A 24621-nucleotide genomic window follows, 5' to 3' on the forward strand; every position below is an offset into this window, starting at 1 on the left:
GTTTTTCTGAAAAAAGCATAAATACCCGTGTTTTTGTCATTTGAAATGCACTTTGAGGCCGTTTCAAATCGCGTTTCAAACAGGGCTTTAAATGCCTGAAATTCTTTCTCATGGACGCAAATTCTCCACCTAATAGATTAGGCCGCTCAATGCAGCGGAGAATTTGGTAATGATCGTTTTAACCAGAGAAGTGGGCGAATCGCTACGGCGCGACAAGTACGCCAACGTGCAGGGTGCTGACTTCAATCTCTACGGTCATTTCGCCGACTTCGTCAGACTGACCAAAAGTTGGGAAAACATGGAGCCTGACAGTTACTACGGTCAGGCCGAAGCCGGCATGCGTTACCGTCGTTACAGCGACTTTGAGTACAACCCCAAGACTCGCGAGCTCAAGCAGCTTGAGCATCGCGCGTACGTGCAGTCCAAGGAGAACAACGCCTATGTGGGCGGTGTGGTCCGGCACTTCCAGGACTTCTCGGACGAAGTCATCGACTCACCGGTGATGCGCAGCCTGATCGACACCGATTTCGAAGTGTACAAAAGCGTGTTGCCGGAAGAGCTGCACGATGAAATCTGGCAATGCCAGATCCATCAGATCCGCATCGAGATCAAACCCGGCAAACAACTTGAAATCACGCCGGAAGGCATTCACTGCGACGGTTATCCGTTCAGCGGTGTGCACTTCTGGGGCCGCAATAATGTCGAGGGCGCCGAAAGCCGTCTGTACGACATTCACGAGCAGCAACTGGCGTCGACCACCTACCAGGAGATCCTCGACACCACTTACTTCCTCGACCGCGACATGCGCCACTACGTGACACCGGCGCGCAACACCCACTCCCATGCCATGGCTTATCGGCAGATCCTGGCGATTTCCTTCTCGCGGCCCGGGACCGCTTTCGACATTGTTCGCTAATCAGATCACCCAAATAGACGGCGTCGAATGCTCGACGCCGGTGGTGCTGCGGCGCGCGACGGCCAAGGACGCGCAGCGCATGGAGCGTTTCTTCCGCCAGTTCGACGAAGTGTCGTTCTGTGAATGGCAGGACGCCAAGTGCCTGCGCGGCGTGCTGATCCAGAAAACCACCACGGCGTATCTGGCCTTCGACGTCGAAGGCGAGATTGTCGGGGCGGTGCTGGGCGGCATGCTCGGCAGTCGCGGCACCATCAACCATCTGGCGGTCAGCCTGCGCTATCGCAGCCAGGGCGTCGGCCAGCGACTGGTGGAAGCGGCGTCGGCCGACATGAAACGGGTCGGTGTGCTGCGGATGTTCCTGTTCGTCGATGATGCTAACCTCGCGGGCAAGCGTTTCTGGACTGCCCAGGGTTTCTGCGAACCTCACGGCGAACGGACATTTGAGAGGGATCTATGAATGAAACATCCGGCAGTGCGCCGCTGATGGTCGACCGTCAGCCGTCGCGCACGTTTGCCGAAGCCAGCCCGGTGGTGGCCGGTTATTTCACCGTGTCGTTCGTGTTCGGGCTGATGGCGGTCAACGCCGGGCTGCCGCTGTGGCTGCCGGTGGCAATGTGTCTGTTCGTGTATGCCGGGGCTTCGCAATTCGCGGCGCTGGCGCTGATCAGCAGCGGTGCGTCGCTGACCACCATCGTGCTGACCACGTTTCTGATCAACGCACGGCACATGCTGATGTCGGTCTACATGGCGAAGGCCCTGCGGGCGCTGGGCCTGAGCCGCATGGAGCGTTGGTGCTACGCCGGCGGCCTGACCGATGAATCGTTCGCCTTCCACAGCGTCAAACTGGGCACCGGTGTGCCGGTGAATATCCGTTATCTGATCGGCTTCAACCTGTTCTGCCACACCTCCTGGGTGATCGGCGGATTGCTCGGCGCCTTGTGCGCACAGTACGCGTCGCACTTGATCAAATATCAGCTCGACTATGCGCTGACCGCAATGATGCTTTATGTGCTGGTCTCGCTGTGCAACACCCGCAACAAGCTCATTGCCGCCCTGGCCGCAGTGGTCTGCATGGGCGCTCTGAGCCTGGTTGGCAGCTCGCCGTTCAACGTTTTCATCGCCACGTTTGTGGGCTGTGGAGTGGGTGTATGCCTGACCAAACGTTCCTGATTCTGGTGGTCGCGCTGATGATGGCCGTGACCTTTCTGCCACGAGCGCTACCGCTGCAGGTCAACACCGAGCACTGGCCGCCCTTCGTCGCCCGGGCGCTGGAATACCTGCCGGTGGCGATCGTCGCTGCGATCAGCCTGACACCCTTGTTGATCAAGGATCAGCACATACAGCTCGATCGCCCGGAATTTTATGCAGCGATTCCGACGCTGTTATGTGCGTATTTCAGCAAAAACCTCTTTCTCAGTGTGGCGGTTGGGACGGCTGCGTACATTGCGCTCGGCTCGTTCATGTAGCGGCAGATCGACCACGTCGTTCAACGCCTGGCCGGACAGATCCGGGTTGTTTACCGCCAGGCGTACTTCGAGGAAATCCTCGAACCCGGGGAAAATCGTCAGGCCGTTCTTCTGCGCGGCCTCGCGGGAGACCATGCCGACCGCGTCCATCTGCGTGATGAGCGACAGGGTCAGCGTTTCGCTGCAGGAATAAATCGTCCGCTGACTGTTCTCGTGATTACCCAGCCCGGCGTCGAGAAAACGCAAAAAGCTGTGGGAATACGGGCAATCTTCTGCAGGACGCACCTGAAACTTGTTGCCAAGTAACGTCAGCGGATCGTTCTCCTGACCACAATGAGCGCCGACTACCTGCACCTGCACTTCCGGCAGGACAATGCTCGGCAACCCCGGCCGCTGCGGGCCGATCAGCACCGCAAGGTCGAAGTCTTCGTTCTTCAGCTTGCTGAGATTTTCCATCGACTCGGCGTAGCTGAATTCCATCTGATAGTCGGGGAACACATCGATCAGGCGTCCGATCAGTCGCCGGTTGAAATCCGGGTCCAGCGTGGTGTTCAACGCCACTTTCAACGTGCGCTGTCCCGGTACCTTCAACGCCTCGACTTTCTCTTCCATCTGCCGCGTGGCTATCAGCACTCTGTCCATATAGGGCGTCAGCTCGGTGCCTTGCGGCGTCAGCGTCAGGCCCTTGTTGGATCGTCTAAACAAGCGGAAACCGAACTGTTCTTCGACCTTGTTCAACTGCGCGGCCAGGGCCTGCACAGTCAGGCACGAATGCTCGGCTGCGGCCGACAACGAGCCGGTCTGCACGATGCGCATGAGGTTGCGTAAGGTTCTGCTATCCATGGGTAATGCCCTCTGAAGTGGGCTGGGTATTGTTGTGTACGTGACGGCCTGAACGGCTCCATTTGCCGGCTATATTCCTGTACCTGAGCATAGTTGTCGCGCAATTAGTAGCGAATTGATGTCCCCGCCGATGGCTGGAGGCTGACACAGAATCGAGGTTTTTGGTGACGCGGGGGTGATTGGGGTCAAAAAAAGTGCACGGTTTGGGTGCGTTTGGGGGGATTTTCCAAGGGAAACGACTGACGTGAAGGATGCCTTTTGCCCGCAATTTTTACGGACAGGTCTCAGAGATCACTGCGAATGAGCTGATATCGGCTGCCAGAGTGAGCGTCTCTAATAAGTCGCACTGTCTGGAAATAGGTAATTGCGATGGTGGTTCAACGAAAACCCGAACATGTGCGGATACCCTCACTGAAGACCGCCCGCGCCATGAGGGAAGCACTCCTGCTTCGACAGTATTTTGGTTCGATTGATGAGCTGTTGAAGGCTCAAGACGATGCAGAAAAAGGCATTCAATCACGCTGAGCTGACGCGTTCCTTTGCTCAAATTCTGGTGGGGTTGTTACAGGCTATTCATTACACCACCTCACAAATGAAGTACCCAACCCCTACTTTTTCCCCTCCCGGCACACGCCTACATTGAGCTCCAACACCTGACCATCATCCCGAGGGCAGGTCACTGGAGTAGTCGTCATGCCATTTGTCAGCGTACGCATCACCCGCGATGGTGTTACCCGTGAGCAGAAAGCTCAGGTGATCGCCGAAATCACTGAAACCCTGGAACGCGTCCTCAACAAGCGCCCGGACCTGACCCACATCGTGATCGAAGAAGTCGACACCGATAACTGGGGCTACGCCGGCATCACCACCACCGAATACCGCCGGCAACTGGCGGAACGGGGCCAGTCATGACCCCGACCGTAACCATCGATTTCGTCTCCGACGTGGTGTGCCCCTGGTGCGCACTCGGGGCGACAGCGCTGGAGCAGGCGATCGGCAATCTGGCCGGCGAGGTTTCGGTGGAGCTGACCTACAAGCCCTTCGAACTCAACCCGGACATGCCCGCCGAAGGCGAACCGGCGGTGCAGCACTTGATGCGCAAATACGGCCGCACCGCCGAAGACGTCGCCGCCGGTAAGAGGATGCAAATCGAACGCGGCAATGCCATCGGTTTCGAGTTCGATCTGGAGAAGCGCACGCATTTTCACAACACCTTCGACGCCCATCGATTGCTGATGTGTGCAGCACAGGAAGGGCGGCAGATCGCGCTGAAAAAGATCCTGCTGCGCGCTTACTTCCGCGACGGCGACAACCCGAACGATCACCCGACGCTGATGCGTCTGGCGACCGAAGCAGGACTGGATGCGGTGAAGGCTCGCAAGGTGCTGGCCAACGACGAATTCGCCAGCGAAGTACGGCAACTGCAAGCGTTTTACCGGCAGCACGGAATCAACTCGGTGCCCGCGCTGATCCTGAACGGCAAGCACCTGGTGTCCGGTTCGCAATCGGTCGAGTACTACGAACAAATGCTGAAACAACTGGCTGCCGCCTGATTCAACACCCACTTATTGATTGAGGATTTCATCATGAGCAACTCGAAAAAAACCGTCGTTATCACCGGTGCTTCCCAAGGTCTGGGCGAAGGCATGGTCAAGGCCTTCCGTGAACTGGGCTACAACATCGTCGCTACCTCGCGCTCGATCAAACCGTCGAACGACCCGCAGATCCTGACCATCGCCGGCGACATCGGCGACCCGGCTACGGCACAGCGCGTGATTAGCGAAGGCGTGGCCCGCTTCGGCCGCATCGACACCCTGGTCAACAACGCCGGCATCTTTGTCGCCAAACCGTTCACCGCCTACACCCCGGAAGACTACGCGGCGGTGCTGTCGGTCAACCTCAACGGTTTCTTCTACATCACCCAACTGGCCATCGCCGAGATGGAAAAACAGGGCAAGGGTCACGTAGTCAACATCACCACCAGCCTGACCGACCACGCGGTCGACGGCGTGCCCTCGGTCCTCGCTTCACTGACCAAGGGCGGCCTCAACGCCGCCACCAAATCCTTGGCCATCGAATACGCCAAACGCGGGATTCGGGTGAACGCGGTATCGCCGGGCATCATCAAGACGCCGATGCATGGCGAGGAAACCCATACGGCACTGGGTGCGCTGCACCCGGTCGGGCACATGGGCGAGGTCGACGATATTGCGCAGGCGGTGGTATATCTCGACAACGCGAACTTTGTGACTGGCGAGATTCTGCATGTGGATGGCGGGCAGAGCGCTGGGCACTGATTGACGCGGAAACACAAAGCCCTTGCAGTGATGCGAGGGCTTTTTTGTGGGCGACGGTTTATGGATCTGGACTCAGCACTTTGACCGCATCATCGACCAGCGCCTTGCTCAACTCCTGCAAATATTGCGAGGCGCAGGCGTGGAGTTCCGGGTCGTTGGCGGCAGAAGTATCCGAGGTCAGCAGTTTGGAAATGTGTAGCAGATGGGACGCGTGGGAGAGAGCGGTGGCGACCGGTACGCCGGGGGTGGTGCGAAAGAGTGCGTGGTTGGACTGGAAGGAAAAATGGGTGAGGCCGAGGGTTTTTAGATCGTTGGGGGTGGTCATGGCTTCACCTACCTTTGGCTGGTTGGTGGAAGGGGCAGACTCTGGACGGATCGATGCTAATCATTTGTGAAACTCCCTGTATCAAATGAGCGCTGCCACTTCGTTCTCAGGCGAAAGGGTGGCAGCTATGCGCAGGCTGAGAAACCGGAGATACAGGAACCCGGCAGACCCGAAGGTCTCCCACGCACAGCCGCCATTGCACGGAAATGCAGGCACAAAAAAACGCCGGCAAACGTGGGTTGGGGCGCTGGTGCGCCTGCATCTTACTCGGGTTCTCAGGCCCGGTCGCTGAATTGGCAGCGACGGGATTGACGGTAGCGTGGGGAGGGTTGGAGCGCAATCGTGGCCAGGTGGTGGCGAGGAGGCCGACATACTCACATGCAACACTTATGTTGCATGGGTAACAAATATGTTGCACGGTCGCTCTGCCGAAATAGCGCGTGATGCGCATAAGCGAAATCGAGTTTCGGCGATGCAGCTAGGCCACAAGGGTGAGGCTGAGTTGTACCCCATGAGAGGAAACGTGATGTTCGAATATGCGTTGGAAGTCCACGAGGAGCCGAGCAGTGTCTGGTTGTCCTGCGCAGAAATTCCAGAGATGCACGTCGCTGGCGACACTCTTGAGGAAGCACTCGACGGCGCCATTGATGCGATGGAAACGGCATTGTCGATTTACGTCGATGATCGCCGGTTGATTCCGACAGGTGATGCGGGAGAGCAGGAAAGTGACGCGGTATTGCGTCTGCCTGCACTGACTGCGGCAAAGGTTGGGCTCTGGAATACGCTTCTGGAGTCTGGGGTCAGCAAAGCTGAACTGGCACGACGCTTGGGTGTACAACGACCCCAGGTAGATCGGTTAGTCGATTTCCTGCATCACTCCAAGATCGAGAATGTCGAGCGTGCATTGCAGCAGCTTGGGCGGCGGATTTTGCTTTCGGTTGAGGCTGCTTAAGATTGGAGAAAAGCCCCCGACAGCGATTGCTGTCGGGGGCTTTTCATTTGGGTTGGAATAAACGCACCCTAGAAACAACAAAGCCCCTGCATTTCTGCAGGGGCTTCGTTTTGTATGGTGCCGGCACCAGGAATCGAACCCGGGACCTACTGATTACAAGTCAGTTGCTCTACCATCTGAGCTATACCGGCGTGTGGGCGACGATTATAGCGACTCGGGTGCTTCTGTAAACCCCTGAATTCAGACTATTTTTGCGCCCTCTGCGAATCACGCCCGGCGCAGGACGTTGCGCAGTTTTTGTACAGCGCGCCAGGCGCGGCTGTTTTGCATGGCTCGCAGTTCGGCTTCGGCTTGTTCGGCGCGTTGCAGGGCGGTTTCCAGTGCCGGGTTTACCGGGTGGGCGAGGTTGTGGCCTTTGCACAGCTGGAAGTTGTCGAGGTTGCACGGTGGCAGGTCGAACGCGGGTTTGAGATTGATGTGTTCATTGGCCAGGAAGAAGCTGTTGAGGCCGTCGAACAGGACGTTGGTGTAGCCAGCGTCGGTCACCAGGTGTTCCCAGGTGTGGTCGCGCTCCCATGGGGTTTCGATGAGGATGATCCAGGGGCGGAAGCGGCTGAAGTCCATGCCGCGCAGGACGGTTTCTTCGTGGCCTTCGACGTCGATTTTCAGGAAGTGGATCGGCCGCTCAGCGGCGTGTTCTTCGCAGATCGAAGTCAGTGTGCGTGCGTTGACGGTGAGGCTTTGCACGTCCATGCCGAGGTTTTTGCGTTCTTGCGCAACGACTGGGTCAGCGGTGGACAGGCCGGTGTCGGGAATGCCGTAGAAGGTCAGCTCGCCCGGCTGGTCGCTGGCCACACATTGCAGCGTCGTGTCGCGGGGGCGATGCTGGCGAAGTGCGTCGTGGTAGTTCTGCATCGGTTCGACATTGATGCCCTGCCAGCCACGATCGTAAAAGGCCTTGGTGACCGAGTCGTGGATCGGGTCATTGGCGCCGACGTCGATATAAAAACCGTTTTCAAAATACTGCAGGGCGCGCCAAAGGCGAACGTCCTCGAAATTCTGTGCGTAAGAAATGAACGTCACGGTCGCTTCCTGTCGGTCAGATTTTTTCTTGTTCGGGCGTGCGCTACCTGCACGGCGTAGGTCTGTATAACAAGGGCGGTGGGCTGGCGCAATTGCCGGTTGCCGGCGTCCGCGATTCGGCGGTTATGTCCTTTTATTCGAAGGCTTATGCACAACAGGCTTTGTAGAGAACGCGCTTAGGCAGGTTTTTGTGAACGGGTTCTCATTTGATGCGCAAATCCCTGTTTTACCGGTTTTTTATTTGTGTGAACAAAAAATGACCAGTGCTGTTACTGGCTTGAAACAGGCGTGGATATTGGATCCACGAGAATTCCATCAACAGAGTTATCCACAGGCTGTGAAGGATTAATCGCGTTCTGCCAGCAACAGGAAATTGCGCGGCGTGAGCGGCGCTTCGCAGAAGGTGCCGAGACGTACGATGTATCCCTGCTCGGTGAGGAAAAGTGCCCGATCAAGATTCAGCCAAAGCTCCAGCGGCCGTCGGAACAGTCCGCGCAGCAATTCCAGGTTGCGAACTTCGGCCAATCGCTGCCAGCCGGCGATTTCCAGTGCTGGCCAATCTGGCGAGCCGATTGTGGATAACTCTTTCAGCGCTGCCAGGTCGCGGCAGAAATCGGCAAACGGTTTTTCCAACCACGCGCTCGGCAGGGACGGCGTCGGCAGGTATTCGTCGACGCCGCGTACTTGCCGTTGCAGCAAATCGAAAGCCAGCCGGCGGGCCATGGAAGTGTCGCGTTGACGTCGGACGCGGGCACCGGCGGTGACGGTTTCGCTCATTGGCAGGGACAGATCTTCGAGCGATAGCTGTAGGGCTGATCGCGAACCAGCGGAGGACAATGTCTGATATTCAGTGCGACTGATCCGGTTGTAGCAGCACGGTGCGATCGCCATTTGTTTGCAACCGACGGCGCTGGCCAGTTGCATCAGCCGCACATGCAAGTCGCCGCAAGCGTGCAGGGCGACAGGTGTGTGCTCGGCGTTCAGCAATAAAGCGGTGTTCGCCGCGAGCACATCCTGCTCGACATGCAGCGCAGGCAGGTGATGACGCTGACTCAACGCCTGACCGCTCGCAACCAGCGTCGGGTCATATTCCAGACAGGTGAGTTGCTGATCAGCGCCGAGCAGACGCCGACCCAAATGCCCTTTGCCCGAACACCAATCCAGCCAGTGCTTCGGTTGTGCGGCAAACGACAAGCGGCTGGCGAAGGCCTCGATCTGCTGCCATTTGCGCCCCGGCACATCGACATTCAAGCGATGCCCGGCGGCTTCCAGCGAATGCGCAGGTAATTCACCGACCGAACTCAACTCAAGCGACAACGCCGCCAATGCAGCGAATGGCTCCGGCGCATCCAAGAGTTCTGCAGGTTGGTTGTGGGCGTTTTCCGCATCTTCCAGCGACCGCTCGCGTAGCCACGAGGCCAGTTCCGGGTGGGACGCTTCCCATGGCAGTTGCAGATGAGTAAACGGGCGAGGCTTCCACAGCGCCTGATGTGCTGTGAGAAATGTATCCAGTGCCGTGAAGCGGGCGAGTAGGGCCTCGCCCGTCAGCACGTAAGAAGAATCAGCGTCCCTGGCACGCATCGACGCGCAGCCAGCGTTCCAGCAATTTGAAACCGCGAACCAGCACGTATGCCATCACCAGATAGAACAAGCCGGCAGCGAAGAAGATCTCCACCGGCAGGTAAGTGCGGGCAATGATCGTCCGGGCCATGCCGGTCAGTTCCAGCAGCGTCACGGTGCTGGCCAGGGCGCTGGCCTTGAGCATCAGGATCACTTCGTTGCTGTAGGCCGGCAGGCCGATGCGCGCAGCGCGCGGCAGGATGATGTAGAACAGCGCTTTCGGCCGGGACATGCCCAGTGCCCGCGCCGCTTCGATTTCACCCGGCGGAATCGCCTGGATCGCGCCGCGCAGGATCTCGGCGATGTAGGCGGCGGTGTGCAGGGTCATGGTCGCGGTCGCGCACCAGAAAGGATCGCGCAGGTATGGCCACAGCGCGCTGCTGCGCACTGCGTCGAACTGCGCCAGGCCGTAATAGACCAGAAACAGTTGAACCAGCAACGGCGTGCCACGGAAAAAGAAGATGTAGGCGTAGGGCAACGAGCGTACGTACCACAACTTCGAAGAGCGGGCGATGCCCAGCGGGATTGCCAGCAGCAGACCGGCGATGACGGCGATGGCCACCAGTTCCAGAGTCAGGGTCGCGCCCTGCGCCAGTTTCGGCAGCCACTTGATGATGACTTCCCAGTTCATTGAGCGCTCCTCGCGAAGCCGCGTGCGGCGCGTTTTTCCAGGAAGTGCATGCCGGTCATCGCCAGCACCGTCAGGCACAGGTACATGAGGGCGGCGACCATATAAAAGGTGAACGGCTGTTTGGACACGGTCACGCCGATCTGCGCGTGACGCATGATTTCTTCCAGGCCGATGACCGACACCAGCGCGGTGTCCTTCATCAGAATCATGAACAGGTTACCCAGACCGGGCAGGGCGATGCGCCACATCTGCGGCATGATCAGCTTGGTGAAGATCCGCCATTTCGACAGGCCCAGGGCCACGCCGGCCTCACGGTGGCCCTTGGGAATGGCAAGGATCGCGCCTCGGAACACTTCCGTGGCGTAGGCGCCGAAGCACAGGCCCAGCGCGATGACGCCGGCGGCGAAGGCGCTGAGTTCCAGTTCGGGGTTGCCGAAGAACTCTCCAAGCGCGCGCATGGCATTGACCGTACCGAAGTAGATCAGCAGTACCCAGAGCAATTCCGGGACGCCGCGCACCAGGGTCGAATAAGTGCCGCCAAGCCATTGCAGCGGCTTGTACGGAGAAGTCTTGGCCAGGGCGCCGAGCAGACCGAGCACCAGCCCGAGGCACAGAGCCGTAAGTGCCAGTTTGACGGTCATCAGCGCGCCGGCGGCGAGCGCCGGGCCGAATCCGTAGAGGTCGATAATCATGGATTTCTTTTCAAATCGCGGCAGGCAAGGCCGGGATCCCGCACCGTCGGATCACGGTGCAGGTCCCGCACGTCAGGATCAGTAGATGCTGAACGGGAAGTACTTGTCGTTGATCTTCTTGTAGGTACCGTCGGCGACGATTTCCTTCAATGCGACGTTCAGCTTCTCGCGCAGCGGGTCACCTTTGCGCACGGCGATGCCGATCTTGTCGCTTTCCACGACCGGGTCACCCTTGAACTCGTAGTTCTTGCCGGCGTCGGTTTTCAGCCAGTCATAGTTGGCGTACTTGTCGGCGAGGATGGCGTCGACACGACCGGAAGTCAGGTCGAGGTAGGCGTTTTCCTGAGTGTCATAGAGTTTGACCTGGATATCGCTACCGTAGGTGTCTTCAAGCCAGGTGCCGGCCAGGGTCGCGCGTTGCGTACCAATGATCTTGCCTTTGAGCGCGTCCTTGTCGGTTTTGAAGTCGACGTTTTTCGGCGCGATGAACTGCAGCTTGTTCGAGTAGTACGGGTCGGTGAAGTCCACCGCACCCTTGCGCTCGTCGGTGATCGACAGCGAGGAAATCAGGAAGTCGAACTTCTTGGCGTTCAGGGCCGGGATGATGCCGTCCCAGTCGGAGGTGACCACGGAACATTCGACTTTCATCTTGGCGCACAGGGCGTCGCCGATGTCTTTGTCGAAGCCGACGACGTTGCCGCTGGCATCTTTATTGTTGAACGGCGGGTAAGCCGCTTCGATGCCCATCTTCAGGGTCTCAGCCATGGCGCCGGCGCTGAACGCCAGGGAGACGGCGGCGGCCAGGAAGACCTTTTTGTAGTTCTGCATGCGGGTAGCTCCGTTAGCGGTTGCTGGACATGAATTGTTTGCAGCGCGCCGAAAGCGGGTTTTCGAACACCTGCTGTGGCGATCCTTGCTCTTCGACCAGGCCCTGGTGGAGGAACACCACTTCACTGGACACCTGGCGGGCGAACCCCATTTCGTGGGTCACGAGCAGCATGGTGCGGCCTTCTTCGGCCAATGCGCGGATGACATTAAGTACTTCCTGGACCATTTCCGGGTCAAGGGCGGAGGTGGGCTCGTCGAACAGGATCACCTTGGGCTGCATTGCCAGCGTGCGGGCAATCGCCGCGCGCTGTTGCTGGCCGCCGGACAGTTGCGCCGGGTAGGCGTGGCGCTTGTCGGCGATGCCGACCTTGGCCAGCAGGGCTTCGGCGACTTCGATGGCTTCGGCCTTGCTCTGGCCGAGCACGCGGCGCGGGGCTTCGATGATGTTGTCGAGCACGCTCATGTGCGGCCATAGATTAAAGTTTTGAAACACAAAACCAATCTCGGAGCGCAGGCGGTTGATCTGCTTGCCGTCGGCGGCAACCAGTTCGCCATTCTTGGCGGCCTTGAGCTTGAGTTCTTCGCCGGCGACCAGGATCTGGCCCTGGTGCGGGTTTTCCAACAGGTTGATGCAACGCAGGAACGTGGACTTGCCGGAACCGGAGGAACCGAGGATCGAGATCACATCGCCGTCGCGGGCGGTCAGCGAGATGCCTTTGAGCACCTCAAGCTGTCCGTAGCGTTTGTGCAGGTTGCGGATTTCAAGCGCGGGCGTGGCCTCAGCCATGTGCGTTCCTCATATATGTTGCGCTCCAGCTGTTGGTGGCCTTCCTGGCGAGGCGGCCAAGCTAGCATAGCGTTTCAATGGCAGCCAACAGCGCTACGAGCGGTAAACGGATGGCGTGTGGCAGGTTGTCGCATCAGCGCAGCAGACTGTCGCCCCGTCAACAACCGAACGGGTGTTTGAACGTTGATTCCCGTGGGTGTCGCGTAAAAAAAGGCGCGATGTTGCCACCTTTGGCGGGGTGTTGGAAGCGCTATCCGGCCGAACGTTCCTCATTCGCCCTTTTATTGTGCATCCCGCACTTTTTCAGTGTGTTTCTGGTGCGCTTGTTCGTTTGAAAAGTGAGTCGCAGGGTAACGCTTTGGCGAAAGGCCAGTATTCTCAAGGACTTGCGATGACTGTCCGGTCGCGCTAAAAACCGCGGGCCAGAAGACTTTGAAACATTTTGGCGCAATTATTGCGTGCAGAATCTGGAACGCCCCGTTGGATTCTTTTTACGAGAAGGAACGCCAGACGGGCCGGACGCAATCGCTTTCCTCGCAAAGGTAGTTTCAATGAGCAGTACCTCAAGCTCCAATGGCCTCGAACAGGGGCTCAAACCGCGTCATGTGACCATGCTGTCGATCGCCGGTGTGATCGGTGCAGGTCTGTTCGTCGGCTCCGGCCACGCGATCGCCGCCGCCGGCCCGGCCGTGCTGCTGGCCTACGCCGCTGCCGGTATGCTGGTTGTGCTGGTCATGCGCATGCTCGGCGAAATGGCTGTTGCCTCGCCGGATACCGGCTCCTTCTCGACTTATGCCGATCGGGCCATCGGCCATTGGGCCGGTTTCACCATCGGCTGGCTCTACTGGTGGTTCTGGGTTCTGGTGATCCCGCTGGAGGCCAACGCCGCTGCAACCATCCTGCACGCCTGGTTTCCGAGTGTGGAAATCTGGGCATTCGCACTGATCATCACCATGCTGCTGACCGTGACCAACCTGTTCAGCGTGAAAAACTACGGTGAGTTCGAATTCTGGTTCGCCCTGCTCAAAGTTGTGGCGATCATCGGTTTCATCATTCTGGGTGTGGCGGCGATTTTCGGTTTCCTGCCGAACAGTCAGGTGAGCGGCGTTTCGCACATCTTCGACACCCAAGGCTTCCTGCCAAACGGTCTCGGCGCTGTATTGGGCGCGATCCTGACCACCATGTTCTCCTTCATGGGTACCGAAATCGTGACCATCGCGGCCGCGGAATCGAAGAACCCGGGCAAGCAGATCTCCAAGGCCACCAACTCGGTGATCTGGCGGATCGGTCTGTTCTACCTCGTATCGATCTTCATCGTCGTGGCCCTGGTGCCATGGAATGATCCGGCGCTGGCCAGCCTCGGTTCCTACCAGACTGTGCTGGAGCGCATGGGCATCCCGAATGCCAAGATGATCGTCGATATCGTGGTACTGGTCGCTGTGACCAGCTGCCTGAACTCGGCGCTGTACACCTCTTCGCGCATGCTGTTCTCCCTCGGCAAGCGTGGTGATGCTCCTGCCATGGCAACCCGTACCAACAAAAGCGGCACCCCTTACTGGGCGGTGATGCTGTCCACTGGCGCGGCGTTCCTGTGCACCTTCGCCAACTATGTGGCCCCGGCTGCGGTGTTCGAGTTCCTGCTGGCCAGCTCCGGCGCCATCGCGCTGCTGGTGTACCTGGTGATCGCGATTTCGCAACTGCGCATGCGTAAACAGCGCATGGCTCGCGGCGAAAAAATCGTCTTCAGCATGTGGCTGTTCCCGGGCCTGACCTACGCGGTGATCGCCTTCATCGTGGCAGCCCTGACCATCATGCTGTTCCAGGACGCCCACCGCGTGGAAATCCTCGCGACTGGCCTGCTGAGTCTGGTGGTTGTCGCGACCGGCATGCTCGTGGCGCGTCGTCGCAAGGCAGAAAGCCGTGGTGCGGTGGTATTGAACTGATCCGTATCGCGTAATGCAAAACGGCCGCTGTCAGCGATGACAAGCGGCCGTTTTTGTTTGCGGGCGAGGTTTATTCGCTCTTTTCTTCCTGCGTTTCGAGCGACTGGCCGTAGGTGTCCAGTGCTTTCCCGAAATCGCTGATGAACTGCGGCTCGCTCAGCCAGGCCTGGGCCGTCTCGCGATCCATGCCATCGGCCCACATGCGGTAGTCGATCAGCATGTCGGCGGCCAGGTGAGTGGCGGCCATGCCTTCGTCGTCGGCGTTTTCCATGTCCAGCAGTTCAGGATGATCAACGATGATGAACGCCAGCTCCCGCAGCAGCGTCAGCAGCATGTCGTTGCGGCTGATGGCTTCGGCGTCGCGCATCTTGCTGAACATCGCCAGGGTGTATTCCGGGATCGGCTCGGCCAGGTGACCGAGGTCATCGTCCTGGGCCAGAGGTTTGCGGCCGACCATGCGGATTTGCTTGGCTTTGGCCTTGGCGCGTTTGGCGCGTTTCTGCTGCTTGTTCAGGGATGCCATGGGAACTCAGTTTTTCTGTTGGGTTTGTGCGGCGATTGCGTCGGACGCGGCCACATAGTCTTTCTGGAAAGCAGGGGATTCGATCCAGGCCAGGGCGCCGGCTTCGTCGGTCTCGGTGGACCACTGGCGGTACTCGATCAGTGCGGCGAGGATGAAGTCCATCGCACCTTCTTCGCCTTCCTGTTCGTACACCAGCTCCAGCAGCGGGTCTTCGAGGAACGCGGTGCACATGGCCTGCTGGCTGATCTTCTCGGCGTCGATCATTTTCTTGAACAGTTCGGTCAGGTCCACCGACTCGAAATCGATGCGGTCGTCGTTCGGGTCCAGCTCGACTGGCGTTTCCGCACGTTTGGTGCGGTTCTGCTTGGCCTTGGTCTTGGCCCGGGCGGCGCGTTTTTGCTGCTTGTTGGCGGAAGCCATGGTGTGTGTTCCGTGATGCGTTAAAGGGCTTGGCTGCGCGGCACTTGCCGCCCCGGAGTGTCGGGGGCCAGTGCGCCGGTTTGCAGCCAGGTCAGAGCGATGGGCCATAGTGTGGCTTGGTATGCGCTGCGAAAAAAGGCGAAATGTCCGACTTCTTGTTCGCCGATGTCCTGCGGTTCGATTCGCAGGTGGGTCTTTCGGGCGTTGTGGAAGTAATCGAGCAGGCGTTCGGTCGCTGGAATGGTTCCGTAAGGATCGTCGCTGATACTGATTGCCAGGGCGTTTGCGTGGACGTTGGTGAAGGGCAGATCGACCATTGCCCGACCGCTTGGGCGCTGCTCATAACGTGCGGCAGGCGTGCTCCAATCGCGCACCACGCCCGCGGGCGTGTCTTCCAGCCAGCCGAGCCGCTTGCCCGGAAAGTAGCCACAGAGCAGCGTCACCAGCGGCATCAGCAGATGCCATTTGCCGAACATCCGCCAGCGGTGTTCCGAGGCGTAATCGCGCCAGTAAGCGAACTGCGCGCCGACCGTAACCAATCGTCGGATCATCTGCCCGGAGGCTCCCAGACCTGCTGCGCAGCCACCAAAGCTGTGCCCGACCACATCGATCGGCTGACCGGGAAACTCCCGCTGCGCGCGTTTGAGCATCGCCTCGAAATCCAGCGCGCCCCAATCCGTCCACGAGGCCTGCAAATGCCTCATCGACTTCGGTCGCGACTCACCAATGCCCCGGTAGTCGTAAATGATCACGTCGAAACCGTTGGCGAACAGGTACGCCGCGAAGCGCGAGTAGTGACGGCAACGCACCGAGGTGGCCGCGTTGATGATTACCACCGAACGCTGCAGGTCGGGCAACGCGTGGCGCCAGGTGAAGCCGCCAAGACGATAGCCATCGGCGGCGGGCTCGTGAAAGGGTTCGTCCAGAACGGCGCTTGCGAGCGCGGTTCTGCCCTGAGGATCTTCCAGTGCGTGCGTCTCTTGAAAACCCATGGCTCTCGACCTTCGCGGAATAGCTGCCAACGATAGTCTCAGGCGGCTCGGTGAACAATCCGTCGTCGGTTAATCATCCGGCTGATCGGTCAGGCGCTCGTCGAGAAACCTCTGTTCCCGGTTCAGTTCCGCTCGCAATTCCTCCTCACTCGGCAGCACCAGTTTGTAGCTGCTGGCGAACAGTTGTTCATTGCCCTTGAGGATTGTGTAGCGCGCAACCGATTCATTTTGCTGTGCGCAGAGGATGATCCCCACCGTCGGCCCATCACCCTCGCTGCGTTTCAGGTCGTCGTACATGCGGATGTACATGTCCATCTGGCCCACGTCCCGGGCGCTGAGTTTGCCGCGCTTCAAATCGAGGATAACGAAGCATTTGAGCAGGTAGTTGTAGAACACCAGGTCAATGTAAAAATCATCGTCTCCAGCGCTGATGCGTTGCTGACGTCCGACAAAAGCGAAGCCCTTGCCCAATTCGAGGAGAAAACCCTGGAGCTGATCGATCAAGGCCTGTTCCAGTTCGGACTCCTGAAGTTTGCCCGGTGAGGGCAGGCCGAGAAATTCCAGAAGGACGGGGTCGCGGATGAATTCCCGAGGATTGTTTATCATCGCGGCGATGTTGGTCGCTGCCTCTGCATAGACGTCGGTCCTGTCTTGGCTCATCAACAGACGTTCGTAGTAAAGCGTGTTGATTTGGCGATCCAGGGCGCGGCTTGACCAGTTTTGTGCAGCTGCTTCGTTCATGTACCACTGCCGGGCCGGTTCGCTTTCAATCCCCAATAGCTTGCGGTAGTGGGTCCAGCTCAATTCGTGACGCAGTGCGTCACGAATTGGAAATGCTTGATAAAACAAGCGCATGTAGCGAAGGTTGGAAGAATCGAAGCCTTTTCCAAAATCCGCAGTCAGCTCCTTGGCCAACGTAGCCAGAAGCTGTTTTCCATACCCGGCCCGCCGGGCTCCCTGTTGTTCGAACTCGACAATATGCCGCCCGATCTGCCAGCAGGTCTGGACCTGAATCGTGTCGACCGTTCGCAGCACTTTTTGGCGTGCCTGACGAATCAGGTCGCCAAGGTCGCCCAGCAACGAATCGAGTTTCGGATCTTGCGCTTCAGAAGGTTCAAGTTGGCTCATCAGGTTTTCCGACGCAGGAGGAACAGAAGCAAAAGCATGCCTGTAACCCACGGCTTGGCGATGCCGGCCATGTCTGGTTCAACTGAAGGAAGGGTGAGCGGGTTTTGCGGGATCTGACCGAGTACGGCAATGATTGGGGAATACAACGCGTAGTCCTTTTCGCACCCAAGACAACTCCCAATCAATCTAAAACCAGCCCCGCATCGCAAAATCTAAACAGGAGTAACGATTGGGTTCTGCGAGAACCCGGGAGTACTCATCATGAAACGCGTCACTTCACTCATGTTGCCCGTCGCCGCTGTGGCGATTCTGATGTTCCCGCTCATGGCGCAGGCCACGAGTGCCGAGCCTATCGAAAGCGCCGGCGTGCAAGTCCAGCAGCAACAGCAGAACGGGATCAATTATCTGTCCGGCGGGATTGGCCTGGACGAGTCTCGGGCCATTCAACAGTCCACCGGTTACAACCTGCATATGACTTTCGCCGTCGGTGCGCAAAATCTGTACACCTCGGACGTTGATCTGGTTGTCCAGAAGGCGACGGGGCAGCCTGTACTGAATCTGAGTCAGATCGGACCGCTGGTTTATGCACAGTTGCCACCAGGCAAATACACCGTGGTTGCCACGCGCAATGGCGAGGTGCGCCGGGACGTTGCCAATGTCGGCAGCGGCGCAGCCAGCAATCTGGTGTTTCATTGGGACTGGCATCAATAGCTTCGGCCAGGACGGGATTCGCCCTGAATCCCGTCCTTCACGATTACTTGCGCGCTTTCAGGTAGATACGTAACCCGAACAACGAAATCGCCAGCAGCAACAGCGTGCCAAGGCTTTGCCATATCACTTCGAACCAGTATTTGTGCGGTTGCAGGTCGCGCAGCCAAGTGTTGCGCGGGCCTCGATTGTTCGTCGTGATCGAACCTGTGATCAGGCTGTCGATGATCATGTAGAGGGACGCGCCGATGGCGAACGTGATCAACACCCCGACAAGAAGGGTCAGCCAGAATGAAGTCCGGCTCTGCCGATAAGGTGGCGGATGGGGCAGGGGGACGCGGGTGCGTTTCTGGTTCATCGACGTGATGACCCTCTTCCGTAAGGGGCGGGCAAAGAACCGCGAATGGCGGCCTGCAAGAAGCGCGTAATTCAGCCATCATCAAATCGCAGGCATAAAAAAACCCTGAATCTTGCGATTCAGGGTTTTCGGTATTTGGTGCCCAGAGACGGAATCGAACCGCCGACACGGGGATTTTCAATCCCCTGCTCTACCGACTGAGCTATCTGGGCAACGGGGCGCATTAAAAGGGTTTTTCGGATTTACGTCAACGACTTTTTTAAAATTTCTTAAATTAATTCCGTCGCTTACGATCAGACCCCCGATTTCCGCTGATTATTCCGCTGGCGGAACGTAGCCTTCGGCCTGGGCGTATTCCTCGCCGGAGAAGTACTTGTCCATTTCGCCCTGCAGATATTTGCGGTCTTCGGCGTTCATCATGTTCAGGCGTTTTTCGTTGATCAGCAGGGTCTGGTGTTTCTGCCAGTCGGCCCAGGCCTTGGCCGAGACGTGTTCGAAGATGTCCTGGCCCTTGGCGCCCGGGTACGGTGGGCGCTCCAGACCTTCGAGTTGTTCTTTGTACTTGCGGCACATTACGGTGCGGGTCATGTCGACTCTCCTGCATTCAAGACGGCGGCCGCGCGTTCGAGCAAGGTCTTGACCGGGGCGGCGAGGCCCAGGCGCGGCGGGGTGGCGAGGTTATACCAGAGCCAGTCGGCCTCGGCCACGTGACCGCCGGCTTCCTGCACCTGGACCAGCCAGGGTTCGATGGACAGCTGGAAGTGGCTGAATGTGTGGACGAGGCTCGGCAGCGCCTGCTGCTCACCCAGTTCCAGCGAGTGCTGTGCGGCGAGGTGTTGCAGGTCGTCGAGGTCGTCGAGTTCCGGCAGGCTCCACAAACCGCCCCACAATCCGCTGGACGGGCGGCGATAAAGCAGAATCGCGCCATCCTCGTTGGCCAGCAGCGGCATCAGCGTGCGTTTCTGCGGGATGGCCTTGCGTGGCTTTGGAATCGGGTAACGGGTCTCCAGGCCAAGCAGGTGCGCTTCGCAACCCTTTTTCAGCGGGCACAGCAGGCAGCTCGGTTTGCTGCGGGTGCACAGCGTGGCGCCCAGATCCATCATCGCCTGGGTGTAGGCGTTGACCCGATCCTGCGGCGTGAAGCGCTCTGCGTTGGCCCACAGCTGTTTGGCGACCTTCGGCTCGCCCGGATAGCCTTCTTGCGCTGTAAAACGCGCCAGCACCCGTTTGACGTTGCCGTCGAGGATCGGCGCGCGCAGGCCCATGCTGATGCTGGCAATCGCGCCAGCGGTAGACAGGCCGATGCCCGGCAAGTCCGTGAGCTTCTCGACATCCCGGGGAAATTCGCCGCCGTACTGGCTGACGACGATCTTCGCGGTCTTCTGCAAATTGCGCGCGCGAGTGTAGTAACCCAGGCCCGTCCACAGGTGCAGCACTTCGTCCTCCGGGGCTTCGGCCAGGGCCTCGACCGTCGGCAGCGCGGCCATGAACCGGTCGAAGTAATTGAGCACGGTGCTGACCTGGGTCTGCTGCAACATGATCTCGGACACCCACACCCGATACGGGTTGATGTTCTGTTGCCAGGGCAAATCATGGCGGCCGTGGCGGTCGAACCATTCCAGTACCGCCGTGGAAAACTGCTCCGCTCTCATCGCTTGAACAGCCCCTTCAATGCGTTTTTCAGTTCCGGGCTGACTTTGTCGCCCAGTTTTTCGTCGATTTTTTCACTGAGCTTGTCGCCGGCCATTTTGGTCGCGACCTGGCCCAGGCGCTCGTTGTCTACGCGGCAGGCCTTGGCGCCCAGTTCCAGCGGGCCACGGCAGCGCAGCGGCCATTCGATGCCGACGAACTTCTCGCCGACCTGGCAGGCCGGGTCCGGCATGGCGCTGGTGTCGCCTTCGACGATGATGCCGACGCGATAGTCCATGCCCAGCACTTTCAGGTCGATGTCGCCGTCGCCGTTGACGGTCATGCCCGGGATGCGCACTTTCAGATCCGGGTTGTTGGCGACGCCGTTGCGGAAGGTCAGGTTGCCCTTGAGCTCCTGGAACGGCGTGTCCTTGCCGCGCGGTTCGCCGCTCAGGGATTTGCGGTTGAGGGTGGCGATGCCTTTGCACAGTTGCTGTTCAAGGTTGGCATTGAGCAGCACGCCGTTGTTGATCACGAAACTGGCGTTGCCGTTGAGGGTGTCGATCAGTGCCTGTTGGCTGTTGCCGCTGCCGGTGACGGTACTGGTGAGGTTCACCAGGCCTTTGACCGGTGGGTTCTTGCCTTGGCTTTCGAGGATTTTTTCCACCGGCACCCGGTTGATCCGGGTTTGCAGATTCAGCACTGGTGTCGTCTGGCGCACGTCCAGCGTGCCCTTGGCTTCGAAGTCGCCGTTGTACAACTCGCCGCGAAGGTTCTCCAGGGTCAGCAGGCCGCCCTGGCCGGAGGCTTTCAGTGCAGCGTTCTGGATCGGCAATTTATCGAGGGTCAACTGGCCGAAGGTCAGGTCGGCGTTCACGTCCAGTTTGCTCAGGCGCTCCACCGGGAACAGGCGCTCGGTGCTCCAGGCGCTTTTGCTCGGTTTGTCCGGCAGCGGAGTGCTGCCGGCGCCGGCCATGGCATCGGCTTCGGTGCTGGCGACTTCGGTCTGCCGCGCCTGGGTGGCGCTGGCGGCTTTTTCCGATTTCGGCGGCAGGTAGCGGTCAACGTTGAAGGTGTCAGCCTTGAGGATCGCTCGCAGCGATTGCTTGGCGAAGTCTTCGACGGCGATGCGACCGCTGAAGCTGCTGTCGTCGAGTTTCAGGTTGATGTTGTCCAGCGCCAGGCTGGTCGGTGTGGCGGCGACACGGCTGACCAGTTCGACCTTGCTCAGGCTGCCTTCGGCCATGGCCGGCAGGGTCTGGCCGATGCTGTCGACGAACTTGGCCAGATCGAACTGGGCAATGGAAATCGCACCAGTGATCTGCGGGGTCTTGTCCAGATCGTTGGCCTTCAGTTCGCCCAGTGCGCGCAACTGGTTGGCGGAGATCTTGATCCCGGTCCATTCGGCGACGTTCGCGGCCTTGTCGAGCAACATCTGCCCTTGGGCGGAGAACGTCATGGCTTTGCCTTGCAGCGGGTCGCCGGTCAGTTCGCCGGACAGCTTAAGATCTTCGAACTTGTAGCGTTGAAGGGCGCGCTCGATGCGCAGTTCGCCATTGAGCTCGGTGCGCACCCGCAGCACGGGCTGATTGGTGCTGAGGAACGCCGTGGCTTTCAGCGGAATGTTGGTCGAATCGTGCACCGCACCGGTGCTCAGCTGGATGCTTTCGGCGCTGAACTGTTTGCCGGTCTGCTCATCGTTGTATTCAACCCGGGCGTTGTTGACCGTCAGGCTGTCGATGTCGAGGCGGATCGGCTGCGGCGGCTTTTCCGGCTGGGCAGGCGTTTCGGCGACCGGTTCGCCGGCGGTAGCTGGCGGGGTGCTGCCCGGCGCAGGGGCGGCAGTCGGCAGCTTGCCGATGTCTTCCCAGTTGCCGTGGCCGTTCTTGTCGCGGTTCAGACGCAGGTTCAGGCCTTCGACGCGCACATCGCTCATCTGCACTTCGCGGCGCAGCAGCGGCAGCACGCGCACCGACAGACCGAGCATCTGCAGATCGGCATACGGCTCGTCAGGCTTGATCAGGGTGGCGACGCTGGCCTCGTGCAATTCCAGGCCGAGCCACGGGAACAGGCTCCAGCCGATATCGCCATTGAGCGTCAGCTCGATGTGGGCCTTGTCGCGGGCTATCTGGCGGATCTCGTTTTTGTAGTCGTTGGGATCGAAGAAGTGGGTCAGGGCGAAGCCCGCCGCCACAATGATCAGCAACAGCCCGAGAATTACCAGACCCAGGATTTTGCCGAACGCTTTCATGGGCGAGTCCTTGTAGTTAGTCGAATTCGTAATTTAGCCGGGGAGTATAGCGCTGCCTGACCCCTTGCTGGTGCGGTGTCCTGAGGAGCCTCTTGAACCGCGGCGTGCAGCGCTTCGACAACGGTCGGCGGGAGGGTTCCCCGGTGATATGAGATCAGATGACTCGAAAAAGGTGATATCAGTTTGGTTTTTCTGTCACGTGCAGATGGTAACCTTCGCCCGTTCGTCCGTCCCTCTGCGACTTTTGGTCGCGCTTCAAGGAGCTCCACCCACTAACACGGTCATGCCTGCGTGCATAAAGGCCGGGGGTGAGCAGTGGCTGACGAACACATACTAATAATTGGGGGATACACAATGAGCACAAGCATCACGGCGGACGGCCTCAGCGCCGCCCAGCCTGCATTCCTGTCCAAGGAACGCATCATCGCCAAACCCGGTTTCAACCGCTGGCTGGTACCACCGGCCGCTCTGGCCATCCACTTGTGCATCGGCATGGCCTACGGTTTCTCGGTGTTCTGGCTGCCGCTGTCCAAGGCACTCGGCATCACCGCGCCGGTGGCTTGCGCGCCGGACATGAGCTTCATCGCACAGGTTTTCTCGTCGCAATGCGACTGGCCGATCTCCATGCTCGGCTGGATCTACACCCTGTTCTTCATCTTCCTCGGCTGCTCGGCAGCGATCTGGGGTGGCTGGCTCGAACACGCAGGGCCACGCAAGGCCGGCGTTGTATCGGCACTGTGCTGGTGCGGCGGTCTGCTGATTTCCGCGCTGGGTATTTATACCCACCAGATCTGGCTGATGTGGATCGGCTCCGGCGTGATCGGCGGTATCGGTCTGGGTCTGGGCTATATCTCGCCGGTCTCGACTCTGATCAAGTGGTTCCCGGACAAGCGTGGCATGGCCACCGGCATGGCGATCATGGGCTTCGGTGGTGGCGCGATGGTCGGTGCTCCACTGGCAACTGCTCTGATGAGCCATTTCGCTTCGCCGACTGGCGTGGGCGTATGGCAGAGCTTCGTGGCCATGGCCGCGATCTATTTCGTGTTCATGATCGGTGGTGCACTGGCTTACCGCGTGCCGCCAACCGGCTGGAAGCCTGAGGGCTGGACCGCTCCGGCGAAGAAAGCCTCGAATGCGATGATCACCCACCGTCACGTTCACGTGAATGTGGCGTGGAAAACCCCGCAATTCCGTCTGGTGTGGCTGGTGCTGTGCCTGAACGTGTCCGCCGGTATCGGCATCCTCGGCATGGCTTCGCCACTGTTGCAGGAAGTGTTCGGTGGAAAATTGATCGGTGTCGATCTGCCGTTCGGTCAGCTGGACGCCGGGCAACTGGCCTCGATCGCAGCGATTGCGGCCGGTTTCACCGGTCTGCTGAGCCTGTTCAACATCGGCGGTCGTTTCTTCTGGGCGTCGTTCTCGGACTATCTGGGCCGCAAGAACACTTACTTCGTGTTCTTTGCACTGGGTTTTGCGCTGTACGCGTTGATCCCGAACCTCGGTCACCTGGGCAACGTTGCGCTGTTCGTGGCGGCGTTTTGCATCATCCTGTCGATGTACGGCGGTGGTTTTGCAACCGTTCCGGCCTATCTGGCGGACCTGTTCGGCACGCAAATGGTCGGCGCGATCCACGGTCGTCTGCTGACCGCCTGGGCCGCCGCTGGCGTGCTGGGTCCGGTGCTGGTGAACTACCTGCGTGAGTATCAGTTGAGCATCGGTGTTGAACGCGCCGCTGCTTACGACATCACCCTGTACATCCTCGCCGGCCTGCTGGTGCTGGGTTTCCTGTGCAACCTGCTGGTGCGCCCGGTAGCGGACAAGTACTTCATGACCGACGCCGAACTGGCCGCCGAGCAGGCGCTGGGCCACGACAAGGGTGCTGACAGCAGCACTGTGCTGGAGTGGAAAGCCGCGCCGGGCAGCAAGCCGCTGGCAATCGCTGCGTGGCTGGTGGTAGGGATTCCGTTGGCGTGGGGTGTGTGGGTGACCCTGCAGAAGACGGCGGTGCTGTTCCACTAAGTAAAACGTCGTAACCCTGTGGGAGCGAGCCTGCTCGCGATAGCGGTCTGACAGTCGACAGTGATGTTGAATGTGCGGCCCTCATCGCGGGCAAGCTCGCTCCCACAGTTGTTTTGGGCTGTATGAAATGGCTTGTATGGACATGTCTATCCCCGACAGTACGGGCTTCTATCCGTCTGCCATATCACGTCTCGTGTTTCTGTTTCGGCC

At 59.3% G+C, this 24621-nt stretch carries 27 protein-coding genes and 2 tRNA genes; 11 read left to right on the forward strand and 18 right to left on the reverse strand.

Annotation, left to right across the window (positions count from 1 at the left end):
- Positions 1–169: 169 nt before the first annotated feature.
- From NH234_RS02400 to NH234_RS02415, 4 genes are all read left to right on the forward strand, one after another.
- On the forward strand, positions 170–916 hold the full coding sequence (locus tag NH234_RS02400) for a 2OG-Fe dioxygenase family protein (RefSeq protein ID WP_085712739.1): 747 nt from the start codon (positions 170–172) through the stop codon (positions 914–916).
- A 79-nt stretch (positions 917–995) separates the two neighbouring features.
- Positions 996–1373: a GNAT family N-acetyltransferase gene (locus tag NH234_RS02405; protein ID WP_007952618.1), complete on the forward strand. Its 378-nt coding sequence runs from the start codon at positions 996–998 to the stop codon at positions 1371–1373.
- Entirely contained in the window at positions 1370–2086 is a 717-nt protein-coding gene (locus tag NH234_RS02410) for an AzlC family ABC transporter permease (RefSeq protein WP_192559507.1), read from the forward strand. The genes NH234_RS02405 and NH234_RS02410 overlap by 4 nt, the downstream gene beginning before the upstream one ends.
- Positions 2065–2382 carry an AzlD domain-containing protein gene (locus NH234_RS02415; protein WP_007952614.1) on the forward strand — a complete coding sequence of 106 codons (318 nt, stop codon included), beginning with the start codon at positions 2065–2067 and terminating at the stop codon, positions 2380–2382. Before NH234_RS02410 ends, NH234_RS02415 begins: the two co-directional genes overlap by 22 nt.
- Here NH234_RS02415 and NH234_RS02420 read toward each other — a convergent pair.
- Complete coding sequence (locus NH234_RS02420; protein WP_085712740.1) at positions 2299–3225, reverse strand: LysR family transcriptional regulator; 927 nt, start codon at positions 3223–3225, stop codon at positions 2299–2301. The genes NH234_RS02415 and NH234_RS02420 overlap by 84 nt on opposite strands.
- A 693-nt stretch (positions 3226–3918) precedes the next feature.
- On the opposite strand from NH234_RS02420, the gene NH234_RS02425 reads away from it, so the two are divergent.
- From NH234_RS02425 to NH234_RS02435, 3 genes are read left to right on the forward strand one after another with little or no spacing between them, the layout of a single operon-like run.
- Positions 3919–4137, forward strand: a complete 219-nt coding sequence (locus NH234_RS02425) for a 4-oxalocrotonate tautomerase family protein (RefSeq protein ID WP_007952610.1) — start codon at positions 3919–3921, stop codon at positions 4135–4137.
- The gene (locus NH234_RS02430) at positions 4134–4778 is read left to right on the forward strand and encodes a DsbA family oxidoreductase (RefSeq protein ID WP_085733302.1); all 645 of its coding nucleotides are present in this window, start codon (positions 4134–4136) and stop codon (positions 4776–4778) included. The genes NH234_RS02425 and NH234_RS02430 overlap by 4 nt, the downstream gene beginning before the upstream one ends.
- A gap of 33 nt (positions 4779–4811) precedes the next feature.
- Positions 4812–5522: an SDR family NAD(P)-dependent oxidoreductase gene (locus NH234_RS02435; protein WP_367255562.1), complete on the forward strand. Its 711-nt coding sequence runs from the start codon at positions 4812–4814 to the stop codon at positions 5520–5522.
- Between the two features lie 58 nt (positions 5523–5580).
- Here the strand turns inward: NH234_RS02435 and NH234_RS02440 are convergent, their stop codons facing one another.
- Positions 5581–5847, reverse strand: coding sequence for a DUF3077 domain-containing protein (locus NH234_RS02440; protein WP_085733300.1), 267 nt, complete (start codon positions 5845–5847; stop codon positions 5581–5583).
- A 526-nt stretch (positions 5848–6373) separates the two neighbouring features.
- On the opposite strand from NH234_RS02440, the gene NH234_RS02445 reads away from it, so the two are divergent.
- A complete protein-coding gene (locus NH234_RS02445; RefSeq protein WP_367255563.1) occupies positions 6374–6799 on the forward strand; it encodes a type II toxin-antitoxin system HicB family antitoxin in 426 nt (141 codons plus the stop codon).
- A 115-nt stretch (positions 6800–6914) separates the two neighbouring features.
- Here NH234_RS02445 and NH234_RS02450 read toward each other — a convergent pair.
- The 7 genes from NH234_RS02450 to NH234_RS02480 form a co-directional block, all read right to left on the reverse strand.
- Positions 6915–6990 (reverse strand) — tRNA-Thr (locus NH234_RS02450).
- Positions 6991–7066: 76 nt separating this feature from the next.
- Complete coding sequence (locus NH234_RS02455) at positions 7067–7882, reverse strand: FkbM family methyltransferase (RefSeq protein ID WP_085733299.1); 816 nt, start codon at positions 7880–7882, stop codon at positions 7067–7069.
- A gap of 345 nt (positions 7883–8227) precedes the next feature.
- Positions 8228–9463: a methyltransferase gene (locus NH234_RS02460; RefSeq protein ID WP_367255564.1), complete on the reverse strand. Its 1236-nt coding sequence runs from the start codon at positions 9461–9463 to the stop codon at positions 8228–8230.
- Positions 9444–10133, reverse strand: coding sequence for an ABC transporter permease (locus tag NH234_RS02465; protein ID WP_085712748.1), 690 nt, complete (start codon positions 10131–10133; stop codon positions 9444–9446). Before NH234_RS02465 ends, NH234_RS02460 begins: the two co-directional genes overlap by 20 nt.
- Entirely contained in the window at positions 10130–10825 is a 696-nt protein-coding gene (locus NH234_RS02470) for an ABC transporter permease (protein WP_085712749.1), read from the reverse strand. The genes NH234_RS02465 and NH234_RS02470 overlap by 4 nt, the downstream gene beginning before the upstream one ends.
- 78 nt (positions 10826–10903) lie before the next feature.
- A complete protein-coding gene (locus tag NH234_RS02475; RefSeq protein ID WP_367255565.1) occupies positions 10904–11653 on the reverse strand; it encodes an ABC transporter substrate-binding protein in 750 nt (249 codons plus the stop codon).
- Positions 11654–11666: 13 nt separating this feature from the next.
- Positions 11667–12440 (reverse strand): ABC transporter ATP-binding protein, encoded by a 774-nt coding sequence (locus NH234_RS02480; RefSeq protein WP_007897462.1) that lies wholly within the window; start codon positions 12438–12440, stop codon positions 11667–11669.
- Positions 12441–12991: 551 nt separating this feature from the next.
- Here NH234_RS02480 and gabP point away from each other — a divergent pair.
- Positions 12992–14383, forward strand: coding sequence for a GABA permease (gabP, locus tag NH234_RS02485; protein ID WP_367255566.1), 1392 nt, complete (start codon positions 12992–12994; stop codon positions 14381–14383).
- 70 nt (positions 14384–14453) lie between these two features.
- On the opposite strand, the gene NH234_RS02490 is transcribed toward gabP, so the two are convergent.
- The 4 genes from NH234_RS02490 to NH234_RS02505 all read right to left on the reverse strand — a co-directional run bounded on the left by NH234_RS02490 (position 14454) and on the right by NH234_RS02505 (position 17446).
- Positions 14454–14906 (reverse strand): hypothetical protein, encoded by a 453-nt coding sequence (locus tag NH234_RS02490; RefSeq protein ID WP_367255567.1) that lies wholly within the window; start codon positions 14904–14906, stop codon positions 14454–14456.
- Between the two features lie 6 nt (positions 14907–14912).
- Positions 14913–15326, reverse strand: coding sequence for a hypothetical protein (locus NH234_RS02495; protein ID WP_085733294.1), 414 nt, complete (start codon positions 15324–15326; stop codon positions 14913–14915).
- A gap of 20 nt (positions 15327–15346) precedes the next feature.
- On the reverse strand, positions 15347–16318 hold the full coding sequence (locus NH234_RS02500; RefSeq protein WP_085733293.1) for an alpha/beta fold hydrolase: 972 nt from the start codon (positions 16316–16318) through the stop codon (positions 15347–15349).
- A 69-nt stretch (positions 16319–16387) separates the two neighbouring features.
- Positions 16388–17446: a YhcG family protein gene (locus tag NH234_RS02505; RefSeq protein ID WP_085733292.1), complete on the reverse strand. Its 1059-nt coding sequence runs from the start codon at positions 17444–17446 to the stop codon at positions 16388–16390.
- A 261-nt stretch (positions 17447–17707) separates the two neighbouring features.
- Between NH234_RS02505 and NH234_RS02510 the strand changes: the two genes are divergently transcribed.
- Positions 17708–18157 carry a hypothetical protein gene (locus tag NH234_RS02510; RefSeq protein ID WP_085733291.1) on the forward strand — a complete coding sequence of 150 codons (450 nt, stop codon included), beginning with the start codon at positions 17708–17710 and terminating at the stop codon, positions 18155–18157.
- Between the two features lie 43 nt (positions 18158–18200).
- On the opposite strand, the gene NH234_RS02515 is transcribed toward NH234_RS02510, so the two are convergent.
- From NH234_RS02515 to NH234_RS02535, 5 genes are all read right to left on the reverse strand, one after another.
- Positions 18201–18512: a hypothetical protein gene (locus tag NH234_RS02515; protein ID WP_367255568.1), complete on the reverse strand. Its 312-nt coding sequence runs from the start codon at positions 18510–18512 to the stop codon at positions 18201–18203.
- A 136-nt stretch (positions 18513–18648) separates the two neighbouring features.
- Positions 18649–18724, reverse strand: a tRNA-Phe gene (locus NH234_RS02520).
- Between the two features lie 103 nt (positions 18725–18827).
- Positions 18828–19100: an oxidative damage protection protein gene (locus NH234_RS02525; protein ID WP_085712761.1), complete on the reverse strand. Its 273-nt coding sequence runs from the start codon at positions 19098–19100 to the stop codon at positions 18828–18830.
- Entirely contained in the window at positions 19097–20164 is a 1068-nt protein-coding gene (gene mutY, locus NH234_RS02530; RefSeq protein ID WP_085733289.1) for an A/G-specific adenine glycosylase, read from the reverse strand. The genes NH234_RS02525 and mutY overlap by 4 nt, the downstream gene beginning before the upstream one ends.
- Positions 20161–22392, reverse strand: a complete 2232-nt coding sequence (locus tag NH234_RS02535) for an AsmA family protein (protein ID WP_367255569.1) — start codon at positions 22390–22392, stop codon at positions 20161–20163. The genes mutY and NH234_RS02535 overlap by 4 nt, the downstream gene beginning before the upstream one ends.
- 354 nt (positions 22393–22746) lie before the next feature.
- Between NH234_RS02535 and NH234_RS02540 the strand changes: the two genes are divergently transcribed.
- On the forward strand, positions 22747–24411 hold the full coding sequence (locus tag NH234_RS02540) for an OFA family MFS transporter (RefSeq protein WP_085733287.1): 1665 nt from the start codon (positions 22747–22749) through the stop codon (positions 24409–24411).
- The last annotated feature ends 210 nt before the right edge of the window (positions 24412–24621 follow it).

This window comes from Pseudomonas sp. stari2 (assembly GCF_040760005.1).
In the GTDB taxonomy this organism is placed as follows: domain Bacteria; phylum Pseudomonadota; class Gammaproteobacteria; order Pseudomonadales; family Pseudomonadaceae; genus Aquipseudomonas.

Coding starts and splice junctions, on each gene's coding strand:
- NH234_RS02400 (WP_085712739.1), top strand. CDS start 170: ATGATCGTTTTAACCAGAGAAGTGGGCGAATCGCTACGGCGCGACAAG.
- NH234_RS02405 (WP_007952618.1), top strand. CDS start 996: ATGGAGCGTTTCTTCCGCCAGTTCGACGAAGTGTCGTTCTGTGAATGG.
- NH234_RS02410 (WP_192559507.1), top strand. CDS start 1,370: ATGAATGAAACATCCGGCAGTGCGCCGCTGATGGTCGACCGTCAGCCG.
- NH234_RS02415 (WP_007952614.1), top strand. CDS start 2,065: ATGCCTGACCAAACGTTCCTGATTCTGGTGGTCGCGCTGATGATGGCC.
- NH234_RS02420 (WP_085712740.1), bottom strand. CDS start 3,225: ATGGATAGCAGAACCTTACGCAACCTCATGCGCATCGTGCAGACCGGC.
- NH234_RS02425 (WP_007952610.1), top strand. CDS start 3,919: ATGCCATTTGTCAGCGTACGCATCACCCGCGATGGTGTTACCCGTGAG.
- NH234_RS02430 (WP_085733302.1), top strand. CDS start 4,134: ATGACCCCGACCGTAACCATCGATTTCGTCTCCGACGTGGTGTGCCCC.
- NH234_RS02435 (WP_367255562.1), top strand. CDS start 4,812: ATGAGCAACTCGAAAAAAACCGTCGTTATCACCGGTGCTTCCCAAGGT.
- NH234_RS02440 (WP_085733300.1), bottom strand. CDS start 5,847: ATGACCACCCCCAACGATCTAAAAACCCTCGGCCTCACCCATTTTTCC.
- NH234_RS02445 (WP_367255563.1), top strand. CDS start 6,374: ATGTTCGAATATGCGTTGGAAGTCCACGAGGAGCCGAGCAGTGTCTGG.
- NH234_RS02460 (WP_367255564.1), bottom strand. CDS start 9,463: ATGCGTGCCAGGGACGCTGATTCTTCTTACGTGCTGACGGGCGAGGCC.
- NH234_RS02465 (WP_085712748.1), bottom strand. CDS start 10,133: ATGAACTGGGAAGTCATCATCAAGTGGCTGCCGAAACTGGCGCAGGGC.
- NH234_RS02470 (WP_085712749.1), bottom strand. CDS start 10,825: ATGATTATCGACCTCTACGGATTCGGCCCGGCGCTCGCCGCCGGCGCG.
- NH234_RS02475 (WP_367255565.1), bottom strand. CDS start 11,653: ATGCAGAACTACAAAAAGGTCTTCCTGGCCGCCGCCGTCTCCCTGGCG.
- NH234_RS02480 (WP_007897462.1), bottom strand. CDS start 12,440: ATGGCTGAGGCCACGCCCGCGCTTGAAATCCGCAACCTGCACAAACGC.
- gabP (WP_367255566.1), top strand. CDS start 12,992: ATGAGCAGTACCTCAAGCTCCAATGGCCTCGAACAGGGGCTCAAACCG.
- NH234_RS02490 (WP_367255567.1), bottom strand. CDS start 14,906: ATGGCATCCCTGAACAAGCAGCAGAAACGCGCCAAACGCGCCAAGGCC.
- NH234_RS02495 (WP_085733294.1), bottom strand. CDS start 15,326: ATGGCTTCCGCCAACAAGCAGCAAAAACGCGCCGCCCGGGCCAAGACC.
- NH234_RS02500 (WP_085733293.1), bottom strand. CDS start 16,318: ATGGGTTTTCAAGAGACGCACGCACTGGAAGATCCTCAGGGCAGAACC.
- NH234_RS02505 (WP_085733292.1), bottom strand. CDS start 17,446: ATGAGCCAACTTGAACCTTCTGAAGCGCAAGATCCGAAACTCGATTCG.
- NH234_RS02510 (WP_085733291.1), top strand. CDS start 17,708: ATGAAACGCGTCACTTCACTCATGTTGCCCGTCGCCGCTGTGGCGATT.
- NH234_RS02515 (WP_367255568.1), bottom strand. CDS start 18,512: ATGAACCAGAAACGCACCCGCGTCCCCCTGCCCCATCCGCCACCTTAT.
- NH234_RS02525 (WP_085712761.1), bottom strand. CDS start 19,100: ATGACCCGCACCGTAATGTGCCGCAAGTACAAAGAACAACTCGAAGGT.
- mutY (WP_085733289.1), bottom strand. CDS start 20,164: ATGAGAGCGGAGCAGTTTTCCACGGCGGTACTGGAATGGTTCGACCGC.
- NH234_RS02535 (WP_367255569.1), bottom strand. CDS start 22,392: ATGAAAGCGTTCGGCAAAATCCTGGGTCTGGTAATTCTCGGGCTGTTG.
- NH234_RS02540 (WP_085733287.1), top strand. CDS start 22,747: ATGAGCACAAGCATCACGGCGGACGGCCTCAGCGCCGCCCAGCCTGCA.